The organism is Natronincola ferrireducens, from assembly GCF_900100845.1.
Taxonomy (GTDB): Bacteria; Bacillota; Clostridia; order Peptostreptococcales; family Natronincolaceae; genus Natronincola_B; species Natronincola_B ferrireducens.
Map to the genome: position 1 here is coordinate 255,483 of NZ_FNFP01000002.1, position 15,072 is coordinate 270,554.

11 protein-coding genes are annotated in these 15,072 nt (G+C 31.9%); all 11 read left to right on the forward strand.

The genetic code is table 11. The features are described 5' to 3' along the window. The first annotated feature begins 134 nt into the window (after positions 1-134). Positions 135-2,423, forward strand: a complete 2,289-nt coding sequence (locus tag BLS22_RS06735; RefSeq protein ID WP_090552542.1) for a DNA translocase FtsK — start codon at positions 135-137, stop codon at positions 2,421-2,423. A gap of 46 nt (positions 2,424-2,469) precedes the next feature. After that, positions 2,470-3,516: a tRNA 2-selenouridine(34) synthase MnmH gene (gene mnmH / locus BLS22_RS06740; RefSeq protein ID WP_176762085.1), complete on the forward strand. Its 1,047-nt coding sequence runs from the start codon at positions 2,470-2,472 to the stop codon at positions 3,514-3,516. Beyond that, the gene (rimO, locus tag BLS22_RS06745; RefSeq protein WP_090552550.1) at positions 3,513-4,853 is read left to right on the forward strand and encodes a 30S ribosomal protein S12 methylthiotransferase RimO; all 1,341 of its coding nucleotides are present in this window, start codon (positions 3,513-3,515) and stop codon (positions 4,851-4,853) included. The genes mnmH and rimO overlap by 4 nt, the downstream gene beginning before the upstream one ends. After that, positions 4,837-5,373, forward strand: a complete 537-nt coding sequence (gene pgsA / locus BLS22_RS06750; protein ID WP_090552554.1) for a CDP-diacylglycerol--glycerol-3-phosphate 3-phosphatidyltransferase — start codon at positions 4,837-4,839, stop codon at positions 5,371-5,373. The genes rimO and pgsA overlap by 17 nt, the downstream gene beginning before the upstream one ends. Positions 5,374-5,760: 387 nt before the next feature. Next, on the forward strand, positions 5,761-6,801 hold the full coding sequence (gene recA / locus BLS22_RS06755) for a recombinase RecA (RefSeq protein ID WP_090552559.1): 1,041 nt from the start codon (positions 5,761-5,763) through the stop codon (positions 6,799-6,801). A 405-nt stretch (positions 6,802-7,206) separates the two neighbouring features. Then, on the forward strand, positions 7,207-8,748 hold the full coding sequence (gene rny / locus BLS22_RS06760) for a ribonuclease Y (RefSeq protein ID WP_090552564.1): 1,542 nt from the start codon (positions 7,207-7,209) through the stop codon (positions 8,746-8,748). 206 nt (positions 8,749-8,954) lie between these two features. Next, a complete protein-coding gene (spoVS, locus tag BLS22_RS06765; protein ID WP_090552569.1) occupies positions 8,955-9,215 on the forward strand; it encodes a stage V sporulation protein SpoVS in 261 nt (86 codons plus the stop codon). A 572-nt stretch (positions 9,216-9,787) separates the two neighbouring features. Continuing rightward, complete coding sequence (locus BLS22_RS06770) at positions 9,788-11,116, forward strand: sodium-dependent transporter (RefSeq protein ID WP_330386486.1); 1,329 nt, start codon at positions 9,788-9,790, stop codon at positions 11,114-11,116. A gap of 236 nt (positions 11,117-11,352) precedes the next feature. Continuing rightward, positions 11,353-13,545, forward strand: a complete 2,193-nt coding sequence (gene recQ / locus BLS22_RS06775) for a DNA helicase RecQ (protein WP_090552573.1) — start codon at positions 11,353-11,355, stop codon at positions 13,543-13,545. Positions 13,546-13,806: 261 nt separating this feature from the next. Further along, positions 13,807-14,628, forward strand: coding sequence for a PHP domain-containing protein (locus tag BLS22_RS06780; protein WP_090552576.1), 822 nt, complete (start codon positions 13,807-13,809; stop codon positions 14,626-14,628). A gap of 21 nt (positions 14,629-14,649) precedes the next feature. Next, positions 14,650-15,027: a PadR family transcriptional regulator gene (locus BLS22_RS06785; RefSeq protein WP_090552581.1), complete on the forward strand. Its 378-nt coding sequence runs from the start codon at positions 14,650-14,652 to the stop codon at positions 15,025-15,027. Positions 15,028-15,072 lie beyond the last annotated feature (45 nt).

Consider the following 15,072-nt stretch of genomic DNA (forward strand, 5'->3'; position numbering starts at 1 on the left):
ATGATTTGTAGTATAGTTAATTATGGTGTAAAATTATTATGATAATATTTTATTAACAAATAAGGATTTGGAATAAAAAGGTTATTTGGGAAAAAGGTATAGTTACACATACATATATTAATGGGGTGATATAATTGAGCAGAAAAAGTAAAAAGACTAAAGAGGGTTTCTCCTCATTTAAAAAAGAATTTAACAATGAAATATACGGTATTTTTATTATTGCATTTGGACTCATTTTATTAACTGCTTTACACAGTAGTAGTAGTGGGAAAATAGGTGGAGGATTAAAATTTTTATTGATGGGATTGTTTGCCAACCTTGCCCTTGTTCTTCCATACGCTATAGTTTTTTTAGGGATATTAGTTTTTATTGATAAACCTTTTTGGAAAGAATTAAAAGGAATACTATTTTTTATATTAATATTTTTATGCTTTTTAGTATTTAAATCTTTATTAGACATAAATTTTATAAAAGAAATTTCCCAACAAGGCTTTTTTTATTCTATACCCACAATCTTTACAAAAGGGACAGAAGGACTAGGTGGTGGTATTATTGGCACAGCAATAACCTATTTGTTAGTTAATTTATTTGGACAAGTTGGCAGTTATATTGTTATCATAGCAATTTTATTAATTTCACTTATAATGTATACTAAAATATCTATAGTAGGGTTTATAGTGAAACTAAAAGTACTTATCAATAAAATTTTAGTTTTTATAAAAAGCTTTATATCTAGGTCTCTACCTCTTATGAAAAATAATAGTAATGATATTTCTCCGAAACTTGAAAAAGATAGTGGTATTCCAGTGGTGGAGGATGAAAGAATCACCATAGAAAACAATGTTGATGAAAAAATAAAAATATTGGACTATACTGTAATTGACAATAATTATTCAGAAAAGGAAAATGCAATAAAAGAAAAAGAAGCTAAAGCTCAAATCTCAATTTCTCAGGATGAACCTTCAGTTTTGGGGGGAAACAATTATCATCAAAAAGAGCATATTGAATATGAATTACCAAATAGTGGTTTGTTAAATGAAATTGATTATATACCCAACAAGGAAGATAAGAAAAAAATTGTTTCTAAGGCCAGGTTACTAGAAGAAACCTTGAAGAATTTTGGGGTGCAGGCAAAGGTTTTACAAGTTAGCAAAGGCCCTACTATTACAAGATATGAATTGCAGCCTAGCACGGGTGTAAAGGTAAGTAAAATTGTTAACTTAAGCGATGATATAGCATTGAATTTAGCTGCATCTGCCATAAGAATTGAAGCACCTATTCCTGGAAAAGCAGCTATTGGTATAGAAATACCTAATGAGGATATTACAACAGTTACTTTAAGAGAGCTAATTGATAGTGAGTGTTATCAATCATTTTCTCATAGTCTACCCTTTGCCTTAGGCAAAGATATTTCCGGCGCACCTATTGTGACAGACATTAGTAAAATGCCTCATTTATTAATAGCTGGAGCTACTGGCTCAGGTAAAAGTGTTTGCATTAACACATTAATTTTGAGTTTATTATATAAGTCAAAGCCAGAAAAGGTAAGACTTTTATTAATAGATCCTAAGGTTGTAGAGCTGAATCAATACAATGGCATCCCTCATCTCCTTATTCCAGTAGTAACAGATGCTAAAAAGGCAACTAGTGCATTAAATTGGGCAGTACAGGAAATGACCCAAAGATATAAGATTTTTGGAGAGTTGGGGGTTAAGGATATCAATGGATATAATGAGAAATTTGAAGAAAATCCATTACCCTATATTGTTATTATAATAGATGAGTTAGCAGATTTAATGCTGGTGGCCCCTAATGACGTAGAGGATGCTATATGTAGGTTAGCACAAATGGCTAGAGCAGCTGGTATGCATTTAATTATTGCTACCCAAAGACCTTCAGTAGATGTAATTACAGGAGTTATTAAAGCAAATATACCTTCTAGAATTGCCTTCTCTGTTGCATCTCAAGCAGACTCAAGAACAATACTAGACATGGGTGGAGCAGAGAAGCTATTAGGAAAAGGAGATATGCTATTTCACCCAATTGGTGCTAGTAAGCCTGTGAGAATACAGGGGGCTTTTGTTGGAGAAAAGGAAGTAGAACGAGTTGTTACTTTCATAAAGGAACAAATAGAAAACCCTTCCTATGAAACAGAAATAGTAGATAAAATTGATAACAATAGTATGATTGCTGAAGATATTAACTGTGATGAACTATTTGATGATGCCTTAAAAATTGTTGTAGAAAATCAGCAAGCATCCATATCTATGCTTCAGAGAAAGTTAAAAATAGGCTATAATAGAGCTGCTCGTTTAATTGATGATATGGAGGCACGAGGTATTGTAGGTCCCCATGAAGGTAGTAAGCCCAGACAAGTACTTGTTACTCAAGAAAGTTTATTAGCAAAGGCAGAGAATGAATAAAAGCAATAAATATAAAATGTAAATGGTTGAAGGTGATGATGCTAGAATGGAAATAAAAATTGAAGATGCAATCTACAAAAACAACTGTCTATTTATTGATGTAAGGTCTCCCTTTGAATTCAATGAAGGGACAGTTCCTAGGGCTATAAATATTCCTTTATTTGATGATGAGGAAAGAATTATAGTAGGAAAAATTTATAAAAATGAAAGTATTGATAGAGCAAAAGACAAAGGTGTTGAATTAGCTTCCCTTAAGCTTCCATATATATATAGAAAGATATCCGAAATGAGAAAAGTTAATGATACTGTCATTGTGTTTTGCTCAAGAGGTGGTTTAAGAAGCGGTGCTGTTGTTAGCTTTCTAAATAACTTGGGTGTTTCTGTTTATCAACTACAAGGGGGCTATAAGGCTTTTAGGAAATTTACTATGAAATATTTGGAGGATATCCAACGACAGCATGAATTTATTGTTCTCCATGGATATACAGGAGTAGGAAAAACGAAAATATTAAATATACTAGAGGATAGAAATATTCCTGTTATTAACTTTGCAAAGCTAGCGCAAAATACAGGATCAGTGTTTGGAGATATTGTTTTTAATGGAGCTTCAACTACACAAAAAATGTTTGATGCTACTATTGTAGATAAGCTTATAAAATATAACAAGAAATTAGTTGTTGTTGAAAGTGAAAGTAAAAGACTTGGAAGTATATTCATACCAATCCATTTGTACAATTCCATTATTAAAGGAAGACATGTACTTATTGCTACTAGTATTGAAAACAGAGGAAATAGATTAATAAATGATTATACAAATAATAATTTAAATTGTCACGATCTATTAATAAAATCAATTACAAGTCTTAAAAAAAGAATTGGCACAGAAAACATGTCAAAATATATTGAGTATGTTCATAATAAAAACTATAGACAGGTTGCTGAAGAACTAATTATAAACTACTATGATCCTATATATAAAAACTCTATAGAAAAATATAAATATGAATTATTAATAAACTATGATAAAATTGAAAAGGCAGCAGATGAAGTAGAAGCCTATTACCATAAAACAGAAGGGGAGATACAAGTATGAATTTATCCATTTTTTTAGAATCCCTTGGATGTTCTAAAAATCTTATTGATGCTGAAGTAATGTTAGGTTTATTAAATAAATATGGTTATAAATTGACCAATAATAAATATAAAGCTGATGTAATTATTGTGAATACATGTGGGTTTATCGAGGCGGCTAAAGAAGAATCTATTAACAAAATAATAGAAATGGGGAAATTAAAAGAAGAAAATCTGAAATTATTAATTGTTTCAGGATGCTTAGCTGAAAGATATGCTGAGGAACTATTAAAAGAGCTACCTGAAGTAGATGCTATTGTGGGTACTGGAAACTATAATGAAATAATCGAAATTATTCATGAAAGCATAAAAGGTAATAAAACTGTACGTGTAGGTAATATAGATAGAATGTACGATGAATCTCTACCGAGAATACAAACGACCCCTAAACATACCGCATATGTTAAAATCTCTGATGGGTGTGATAATTATTGTACCTATTGTATCATACCAAAACTAAGGGGCAAGTATAGAAGTAGAAGGTTGGAAAGTATTATAAAGGAAGTAGAGGGGCTTGCTAATAATGGTGTTAAGGAAGTCATTTTAATTGCTCAAGATACAACTAGATACGGTATCGATTTATATGATGAATATATGTTGCCTGATCTTTTGCAAAAGCTTAATGATATTGAAGGAATTCAATGGATTAGAATACTATATTGCTATCCTGAAATGATTACAGATGATTTAATTAAAACTATTGCTAATTGTCATAAAATATGTAAATATATTGATATACCCATTCAACATTGTAGTAACTATATACTTAAAAAAATGAACCGTAAAACCGATAAGATAAGCATATTAAATGTAATTAGCAGATTAAGAGAAAATATTCCTAACATTACTATTAGAACATCATTAATTGTAGGATTTCCCGGAGAAGAAGAAGAACACTTTAATGAATTAGTAGATTTTGTAAAGGAAATAAAGTTTGATAGATTAGGGGTATTTACCTATTCTAAAGAAGAGAATACACCTGCTGAAAAAATGCCTAATCAAGTTCCAGAAGACATAAAGATTGAACGTCAAAAAATCATTATGGAAATACAGCAAGATATCTCCTATAGAAAAAATACAGAAAAAATAAATACTATTATAGATGTACTAATAGAAGAAAAACTAGAAGGTAACAATGAATATCTGGGTCGAACAAAAGGTGATACGCCAGAAATCGATGGATTAGTTTATGTGCAATCAAAACTACCAATAAAAATTGGTGAAATTGTAAAAGTTAAAATTACTAATGCACTAGAGTATGATTTGATGGGAGAGAAAGTAGATGAATTTAGCCAATAAGTTAACGATTTTACGAATTTTTTTGATACCTGTATTTATGATTTTCCTTTTAAATAAAATCTCCTATGGTGTAGAAATAGCAGCAATTATTTTTATTATAGCTGCTATTACTGATGCATTGGATGGATACGTTGCAAGAAAAAAAAATCAAATAACAACATTAGGGAAATTTATGGATCCTTTAGCAGATAAACTATTGGTTTCTGCTGCTTTAATATCTCTTGTGCAAATGGGTAAACTATCTGCATTGGTAGTAGTCATTATTATTGCACGGGAATTTACTATTAGTATTTTACGAGCTGTTGCTGCTGCTGAAGGAGTAGTAATTGTTGCTAGCTGGTGGGGAAAGTTAAAAACCATCACTCAAATAGTGGCTATTATAGTTATATTAATAGATAATTTCCCCTTTAAATATATCAACTTTCCTTTTGATGTAATTATGATTTGGGTAGCTGTTATTTTTACAATAATTTCTGGTGTTGACTATATCCTAATTAACAAACATATTTTAAAGCATTAATGTTAATCCTAACATCAAATTTAAATCAGGAAAAGTGCATAATAAATTTCATATACTTTTAGATTGAGGATGTACTTCAATCTAAAAGTTTTTTTATAATCAATAGGAAATTAGAAAGCTATGTAATCTAGGGATAACTTTAAACGTGAGTTACATCAATTCTTCCAATTTATGTTGTAAGCAAAAGAATTGATTTATTTTTCGCAATTATTTTCATAAAAGTCCACTGATAAATCTATTGGAACAAAGATTTTTTTATTTTTAAATTTTTAGTTTTAAATTTTCACTTTAGTATTTGACCGATTATATATAATAGGTTATAATTATATAAGAACATCTGTTCGACAATAAAGAAAGGTAGGTGAACCAGACAGCGTCTGGGTTACTATGGAAAAGAAAAAAGCATTAGAAATGGCTATTAATCAGATTGAGAAACAGTTCGGAAAAGGCTCAATTATGAAATTGGGTGAAGAATCCAAACTAAACCTTGAGTGTATATCTACTGGTTCTATTGATTTAGATATTGCATTAGGAATTGGTGGAGTACCTAGAGGAAGGATTGTAGAAGTATATGGGCCAGAATCATCTGGTAAAACTACAGTTTCTTTACACATCATTGCAGAAGCCCAAAAAAATGGGGGAACAGCTGCTTTTATAGATGCTGAACATGCCCTTGATCCATCCTATGCAAGAAAATTAGGTGTAGATATAGATAACCTAATAGTATCTCAACCTGATACTGGCGAACAGGCCTTAGAAATTGCAGAAGCACTAGTAAGAAGTGGTGCTGTTGATGTTGTTGTAATAGATTCTGTTGCTGCACTAGTGCCAAAAGCTGAGATTGAAGGAGAAATGGGTGATACTCATGTTGGTCTACAGGCACGATTAATGTCTCAAGCTTTAAGAAAGCTAGCAGGAGCTGTAAATAAATCTAGAACTACAGCTATTTTTATTAATCAATTAAGGGAAAAAGTAGGGGTTATGTTTGGGAGTCCTGAAACAACTCCTGGAGGTAGAGCATTAAAATTTTATGCATCTGTTAGGTTAGATGTAAGAAAAATAGACATTATTAAACAAGGTAATGATATTATGGGAAATAGGACAAGAGTAAAGGTGGTAAAAAATAAAGTTGCTCCTCCATTTAGACAAGCTGAGTTTGATATTATGTATGGTATAGGAATTTCTAAACCAGGAGATGTCTTAGACGTAGCTAGCAATTTAGATATAGTAAAAAAAGCTGGAGCATGGTATAGCTATGGAGATCATAGATTAGGCCAAGGAAGAGAAAATGCTAAACAATTCCTTCAAGAAAATCCAGATATTTATTTAGAAATAGAAAATTCTATTAGGAAGCACTACAGTTTACCAGAAGCCACAAAACCTCAAATAACTGAAGCAATCGAAGAAGTGGTAGATGTAGAAGCTTAATAACAAGAGAACTTCTTTTTGAGGTTCTTTTTTTTATTTCTATATGATAACACAAGGGGGATGTAACAGTTATTATATTAATTATTTTGGCCCTATACAATACTAATAAATGGAAAAAATACAATCTAGCTGAAGGCTAAGAAGCAATAATCAAACTTGACACAACATAAAAAAAGATATAAAATAAAATCAAATCATTGTGTTTAGATGATTTTACCTATACTTTTAGATTTACAAGATTTTTTTATTTGCAAAGAAAATTGTAATTTTTTAAAATCTTATTTTAAGTTATAATTTTCATGCTACAAAACAACAAAATCAATTTTAAATTTTTAAGAAAGATTTTGTTATTAACGATGATGAATGTATTTGGAAGCTAAAATTTAATAAAGGAGGTGTCCACGTATTAATAATGTTCTAATTATACTCATAGCTTTAGTTGCTGCTATAATAGGATGCCTTATCGGCTATTTTATTCGAAAAAACATTGCGGAGGGAAAAATCAATAATGCTGAAGAATTAGCAAAAAGGCTAATTGAAGATGCAGAAAAAGATGCAGAAACTTCTAAAAAAGAAATTCTTTTAGAAGCAAAAGAAGAAGTTCATAGACTTCGTAATGAGTTTGAACGAGAGAGCAGAGAGAGGCGTAATGAGTTACAAAGAATTGAAAGAAGATTAATTCAAAAAGAAGAAACTTTAGATAAAAAGTCAGATTCTTTAGAACACAAAGATGAAAAATTGACTAAAAAACTAAAGGACTTAGAAGAACAACAACAAGAAATTCAGTTGCTTTATGAGAAAGAGCTTCAAAAACTAGAAGAATTATCTGGTTTAACTTCAGAAGAAGCAAGAGCTTTGCTCTTAAGCGATATTGAAAAAGAAATTAAACATGAAGCGGCAATTATGATTAAAGATATAGAAACAAAAGCTAAAGAAGAAGCTGAGAAGAAAGCTAAGGAAATTATCGTCTATGCTGTTCAAAAATGCGCAGCTGACCATGTAGCAGAAACAACAGTTACTGTTGTTCAGTTACCTAATGATGAAATGAAGGGCAGAATTATTGGAAGAGAAGGAAGAAACATTAGAACCTTAGAGACTTTGACTGGTATCGATTTAATTATCGATGATACGCCTGAGGCAGTAATCCTCTCAGGATTTGATGCTATAAGGAGAGAGGTAGCTAGGTTAGCTTTAGAAAAACTCATTGTTGATGGTAGAATTCATCCAGCTCGAATTGAAGAAATGGTAGAAAAATCGAAAAGAGAAGTAGATACTATCATAAAAGAAGAGGGTGAACAAGCTACTTTTGACACTGGTGTTCATGGACTTCATCCAGAATTAATTAAACTGTTAGGTAGATTAAAGTATAGGACAAGTTATGGTCAGAATGTATTAAAGCATTCTGTTGAAGTTTCTTATCTTGCGGGTATTATGGCTGCTGAATTAGGATTAGATGTTAAACTTGCAAAGAGAGCAGGATTGCTTCATGATATTGGAAAAGCAGTAGACCATGAAATAGAAGGTACACACGTAGAAATAGGAATGGAACTCCTTAGAAAATATAAAGAGTCTAAAGAAGTTATACATGCTATGTCTACTCATCATGGGGACTATGAGCCTGAAACAATTGAAGCTGTATTGATAACAGCAGCAGATGCAATATCAGCAGCAAGACCTGGAGCTAGACGGGAAACACTAGAATCATATATCAAACGTTTAGAAAAACTTGAAGAAATAGCTAATACTTACGATGGCGTTGAAAAATCCTTCGCTATTCAAGCAGGAAGAGAAGTAAGGATTATGGTTAAACCAGAACAATATAATGATGAAGAGATTGTTGTATTGGCTAGAAATATTACTAAACATATAGAGGATGAGTTAGAGTATCCTGGTCAGATAAAAGTTCATGTAATTAGAGAAACAAGAGCTATAGAATATGCAAAATAAAAAAACTGCTGAGGCAGTTTTTTTTATACCTTTAATTATCATAAGCAATTGCTTTATCAAGCAAAGGGACACATTACAATTATAAAAAATAAATTTTACTAAATTTTATGAAAAGTGAAGGTATTTTTAAAAATAAGTAGAATAATATATTTTGTATCTAATTTTAATTGTAGGAAAGTACACTATATCAAAGGGGGCTTTTTTAGATGGAAGTTTTAAAGGTATCAGCAAAATCAAAACCAAATTCTGTTGCTGGAGCATTAGCAGGTGTTCTAAGAGAACGAGGATCTGCTGAAATTCAGGCTATCGGAGCTGGAGCTCTAAATCAAGCAGTAAAAGCAGTGGCAATTGCACGAGGGTTTGTGGCTCCTAGTGGAATTGATTTGATATGTATCCCTGCATTTACTGATATTGAAATAGATGGTGAGGAAAGAACTGCAATAAAGTTAATTGTCGAGCCACGATAGCAATAGAAGTCTAAAAATCTACTAAAATTACTAGGCTCAGGTTATTTACAAGCCCATAAGACTTTTTCTTGTGGGCTTGTAAAATTATTTGTGTGTATTGGAAAAAATCAACTCATTTTTGGTAACAAATAAAATATTAATTTAGAGGGGGATTTTTTACATCCTTCAAAAGCAAAGTAAATGCCATTATAAAATTTGATTGTATTTTTTTTATAGTTATGATATAATTTTATCAATATTCAGCAGGAGGAGCTTTTCTATGATTACTATGTTTAATAAAATCCATATAAATAAATATTATTATTACTATTATAGATAGGGTTTGCTGAAATGAAAAAATTCATAGATGCAAACCAGTAAATTCCTTTGAAATACGGTTTGCATCTATGATGGTATATTGGTAATGCAAAAAACCACGTAGATTGCGCTATGTGGTTTTTTATTATGATAAAGTTTCAACCACATAGTATCGAGTCTATGTGGTTTTTTATTTTCCACGCTGTGAAAGTGATTGACGCCAATTCAAAACCTTGGGTCATCTACTTTTATAAATAAAAAAGGAGGTTATTAAAATGAAAGTTAATGAAATCCATGAAAAAGAAGGTTTTAATAGTAAGCTTGGATTTATATTATCCTGCATAGGTTCAGCAATAGGATTAGGGAATGTATGGATGTTTTCCTGGAGGTTGGGCAGGTATGGGGGTGCAGCCTTTCTTATACCTTATTTATTATTTGTTTTTATACTAGGAACAACAGGACTTATGGGTGAGTTTGCATTAGGTAGAGCTAAAGGCAAGGGTTCTATGGCAGGGATTAAGGAAATATTGGATGATAAAAAAATTCCTGGAGCATCTATTATATCTGTAATACCTACATTAGGAGTTTGCGGTATTTTTTTATTTTATAATGTAGTAGTGGGATGGGTTCTGAAATATTTTTCAATGAGTGTTGTTAGTAATTTTAAAAATATAAATGTGGAAACCTATTTAGATAATTTTTTAGGAAGCAGTCAAACCATAATTTGGCTTGCAGTAGCTATAACAATAACAACTGTTATATTAACCTTTGGAGTAAGTAAAGGTATAGAAAAGGCTAACAATGTTATGATGCCGACACTTTTTATCGTGTTTATCGTTTTACTAATAAGGTCAGTAACCTTACCGGGTGCATCTGAAGGAATTAAATATTTATTAGTACCTAAATGGTCTTATTTATTAGACCCGATAACTTGGGTAATGGCATTGGGACAAGCATTTTTCACTGTATCTTTAAATGGGGCTGGAATGGTGGTATATGGTAGTTATATTGACAAGAATCTAGATATCCCCTCATCAGCAATTAATACAGCGTTTTATGATGGCCTAGCAGCAATATTAGCAGCTTTCATTATCATTCCAGCAGCTTTTGCCTTTGGTTTGGATCCAGCTGCAGGACCAACACTTTTATTTATAACAGTACCAACGATATTCAAATCCATGACAGGGGGACATTTATTTGGTGCTATATTCTTTGCAAGCATTGTATTTGCAGCTATATCCTCTACAATAAATATGATGGAAGCAACTTCGGAGGCTTTTATGCAAAAAACTAAGTGGCGTAGAGAAAAAAGCGTGATTTTTATAGGAATAATATCTTTTTTCATAGCTATCCCCTTAAGTTTAAATATGGATTTGTTTGGAAAATTCTCTGATATCGTTACAATTTATATAGCACCTCTAGGAACACTTATTGCAGCCATAGCCTTCTTTTGGATATATGGTGTAGAGCAGGCAAGAAAAGAGATAAATCATGGAGCAAAAAAACCTTTAGGGAAGTGGTTTGAACCTTTATCTAAGTATGGTTTTGTACTAGTTTCAGCCCTAGTGATCATTTTAGGAGTCGTGTATGGAGGTATTGGTTAGATATATAATACATGCCCCTTATAACAAGGTTTATTAAATTTAAAATAAAAGTATATTGCTATAGTTTTTAGTAATGTACTTTTATTTTATCCTTTGGTGTATTGTCAAGAGCTTGTTTTTATTAGAGGAATAATAATAAACTATGTTACAATAAAATAGAGGAAAGTTTATGCTGAGGAGAAATATAAAACTATATCCAAAGAAGGACAAATTCTTTGGAGGTGGGAGTGAATTAGGTGGATATTTATAAAGCACTAAAAAAATATTTTGGTTATGATAGTTTTAAAAAGGGTCAAGAGGAACTGATTAATAGTATGCTTGATGGAAAAGATGTCTTAGGAATTATGCCTACTGGAGGAGGGAAATCCCTATGCTATCAACTGCCGGCGATGATGTTGGAGGGAGTTACTCTAGTAATTTCTCCTTTGATAGCTCTTATGAAGGATCAGGTAGATACCTTAAATGAAATGGGGATAGAAGCCACCTATATCAATAGTAGCATTAAAGAAGAAGAAGCGGTTCAAAGGGCAAGGGATATAAGAAATAATAAATACAAAATAATTTATGTAGCCCCTGAGCGATTAAATGCTATAGCCTTTAAGGGTTTAACCCAGGATATAACTATTTCCTTGGTAGCTATTGATGAAGCCCATTGTATTAGTCAATGGGGACATGATTTTAGGCCGAGTTATACTGAAATACCGAGATTTATTCAATCGTTAAAGGCTAGACCTACAGTAGCTGCTTTTACAGCTACTGCAACTACGGAGGTTATAGAAGAAATAAAAAGATTATTAGCCCTACAAAATCCTATTACCTCTGTTACTGGATTTGATAGACCAAACTTATTTTATAGGGTTGTAAAAGCAAGTAATAAATTTGCCTATTTGCTGGATTATTTAAATAAGCAGGGGGAAGGAGTAGTTGGCATCATATACTGTTCCACCAGAAAAACTGTAGAATCTTTGGTAAAGCAACTAAAGGATAAGGGGATTGAGGCCATTGGCTATCATGGTGGTATGACGCCAGAGGCCCGACAAAAAAACCAAGATACTTTTATCTTTAACCGTACTAGAATTATTGTAGCAACGAATGCCTTTGGTATGGGGATCGATAAACCAGATGTTCGGTTTGTCCTTCATTATAATATGCCTCAAAATATGGAGGCCTACTATCAGGAGGCTGGAAGGGCAGGCAGGGACGGAGAGGACAGTCAATGTATTATGATGTACTCACCCTCAGATGTAGTAAAACAAAAGCTAATCCTACAAAATGAATATATGTCTATAGAAAGAGAAAAGCTATTATATAAAAACCTTCAATATCTTATAGATTATTGTCATACTAATGACTGTTTAAGGGGCAGAATATTGACCTATTTCGGTGAAAGGATAGAAAATAGAAACTGTGGAAAATGCAGCAATTGTCTTGAGGCTGGAGAAACAATAGATATTACTGTGGAGGCCCAAAAAATCCTTTCCTGTATCTATAGGGCTAAGGAGAGGTTTGGCGCGGCAGTCATTACACAGATTTTAAAGGGGTCTAAGAGTAAAAAAATCATGGAGCTAGGTTTAGATAAATTATCTACCTATGGTATTATGAAGGAGTACAATACTGATGTTATAAGGGAGATTACTATGACCTTGGCTTCAAAGGGTTACATTCATGTAACTACAGATAAGTTTCCTGTATTAAAACTGACAGATCAGTGTCGCAAGGTTTTAAAGGGAGAAGAAAAAGTTTATCATAAAAAGGATTTAGTGGAGAACAAGGCAGTAGTAGATGAAGGAAAAACACAAAGGTCCAAAAAGATGATAGAAGGTTTTGAAGAAGAGCTGCTTAATAGATTAAAGGAACTACGAAGCAAATTATCTCTGGAAAAGGAATTACCACCCTTTATGATTTTCCATGATGCCACACTAAAGGAGATGGCGGCTTCTTTTCCCAGAAATAGAGAAGAGCTTCTTAACGTAAGTGGTGTAGGTCTAAAAAAGTACGAAAACTATGGAGAAGCCTTTATAGCCATCATTAAAGGCTACTGTGAAGAAAGAGGAATAGCGGTTGATGCATTTAAGAAGAAAAATATTATAGAAGTAAAGGTGGAGGAGGACTATAAAAACAACCACTTAGATCGGTATGGACTAACCTACAGCCATTATGAAGAAGGTTTATCCTTAAAGGAAATAGCAGAAAAAAGAGGTCTTAGTAAAAACACCATTATAAAACATTTAATAAAATGTGAGGAAAAGGAACAAGTTGTGGACTGGGAAAGGTTTATAAAGGATCCTTTAAAAGAAGCAAAAATACTGAAGGCAATTCATGAGGTAGGTTTAGAAAAATTAAAGTCTATTAAAGAGATGCTACCAGAAGACATTACCTATGATGATATCCATATCATCATTTTAAAAAATCAATTAGGGAGAGGCTAAGGATTATAGGAGTGACAATTTGAGAGTATTATCGGAAGTTGGATATCTATTGGAATTTAAGAGGATATAAAATGTAAATATTTACCATGTTGCAAGGCTAAAGACTGCTTCCTTGAATTAGTCAGGTTTCACAATAGCATTAAACTCACTCTATCAAAATATTGGAAATCTTTATAGGTATAACAAATTATATGTTGTACGATTTATAAAAATCGGTAATAATTATAGATAAAAACTTATTACTGAATAAGGAGCAAAGAGATGAGATATATAGATATGCATACACACACTACCGCTTCAGATGGAACTTTTACACCAAAAGAAATTATAGATTATGCCATACATAAAGAATTAGCTGGCATAGCAATTACTGATCATGATACAGTAGATGGGGTAATACAAGCCTTGGATCATGCTGAAGGATATAAATCCTTTATTGTTATAGCTGGAATAGAGTTAAGTACTGAATACCTTGGTGAAGAAATCCATATTTTGGGATATAATATAGACTATAAGTATAAAAAAATGTTAAAAAAGCTTACCCTTATTCAAAACGAGCGAGTAAATAGAGGGATGAAAATCATACAAAAACTGCAGCATTTAGATATCATGATATCCTATGATGAGGTATTAGAGATATCCAGAGAAGGGGTTATGGGAAGACCTCACATAGCAAAGGTTTTAGTTAATAAGGGATATGTTAAAAATATTGAGATGGCTTTTAATAAATATTTAAATAAGGGATGTCCAGCCTATGTAGCAAGATATAAATTAACTCCTTTTGAAGCCATAGATTTAATTAAAGAAGCTAACGGCTTTACGACCATAGCTCATCCAGGATTAATAAAAAACGAAACAATTTTAAAGAATATATTAACTAAAGGGGTGGATGGTGTAGAAGTATATCATCCAGAACACAATTCTCGAGATCGTAATAGGTTTTTAAGTTTAGCAAAAAAGCATAATTTATTTATTACAGGAGGATCGGATTTCCATAGTCCTCCACTACAAGAGGGGAGGCATGGAGATTTAGGTAGTGAAAAAATTTCTGTTGAAATAGTAAGTAAATTTTTAAAAATTTAAAGAGCTGGGTGGGAGAGAAACATGATAATAAAAGGTGAAAGAAACAGACAATTTCCTTCAAAAATAAGTACAACTCAATTTGTTAAACTATATATTTTGCACCTATTATCTAAGAAAAGCTTTTATGGTAATGAAATAATAGAAGAAATAAAGACTAGAATGGATTATAAATGGGAGCCTAGTCCCGGTATGATATACCCTTTATTAAGGGAGTTAGAGAGTAATAATTATATTATAGGGTGGTGGAAAGAACCAGATAAAAGATCCATTAGACATTATCGTATAACTGATGAAGGGTTGGAACATTATAACAACATTAAAAGGTTATATGAGCAAGTTTTACAAGATTCCCTAACGATTATCAAAAATACACTAAAAGATATTTATAAATGTGTATAAATAGAGATACTCCTTTATTATAAAGTTGGATTATTTGCATTATTT

Coding starts and splice junctions, on each gene's coding strand:
- mnmH (WP_176762085.1), top strand. CDS start 2,470: ATGGAAATAAAAATTGAAGATGCAATCTACAAAAACAACTGTCTATTT.
- rimO (WP_090552550.1), top strand. CDS start 3,513: ATGAATTTATCCATTTTTTTAGAATCCCTTGGATGTTCTAAAAATCTT.
- pgsA (WP_090552554.1), top strand. CDS start 4,837: ATGAATTTAGCCAATAAGTTAACGATTTTACGAATTTTTTTGATACCT.
- recA (WP_090552559.1), top strand. CDS start 5,761: ATGGAAAAGAAAAAAGCATTAGAAATGGCTATTAATCAGATTGAGAAA.
- spoVS (WP_090552569.1), top strand. CDS start 8,955: ATGGAAGTTTTAAAGGTATCAGCAAAATCAAAACCAAATTCTGTTGCT.
- BLS22_RS06770 (WP_330386486.1), top strand. CDS start 9,788: ATGAAAGTTAATGAAATCCATGAAAAAGAAGGTTTTAATAGTAAGCTT.
- BLS22_RS06780 (WP_090552576.1), top strand. CDS start 13,807: ATGAGATATATAGATATGCATACACACACTACCGCTTCAGATGGAACT.
- BLS22_RS06785 (WP_090552581.1), top strand. CDS start 14,650: ATGATAATAAAAGGTGAAAGAAACAGACAATTTCCTTCAAAAATAAGT.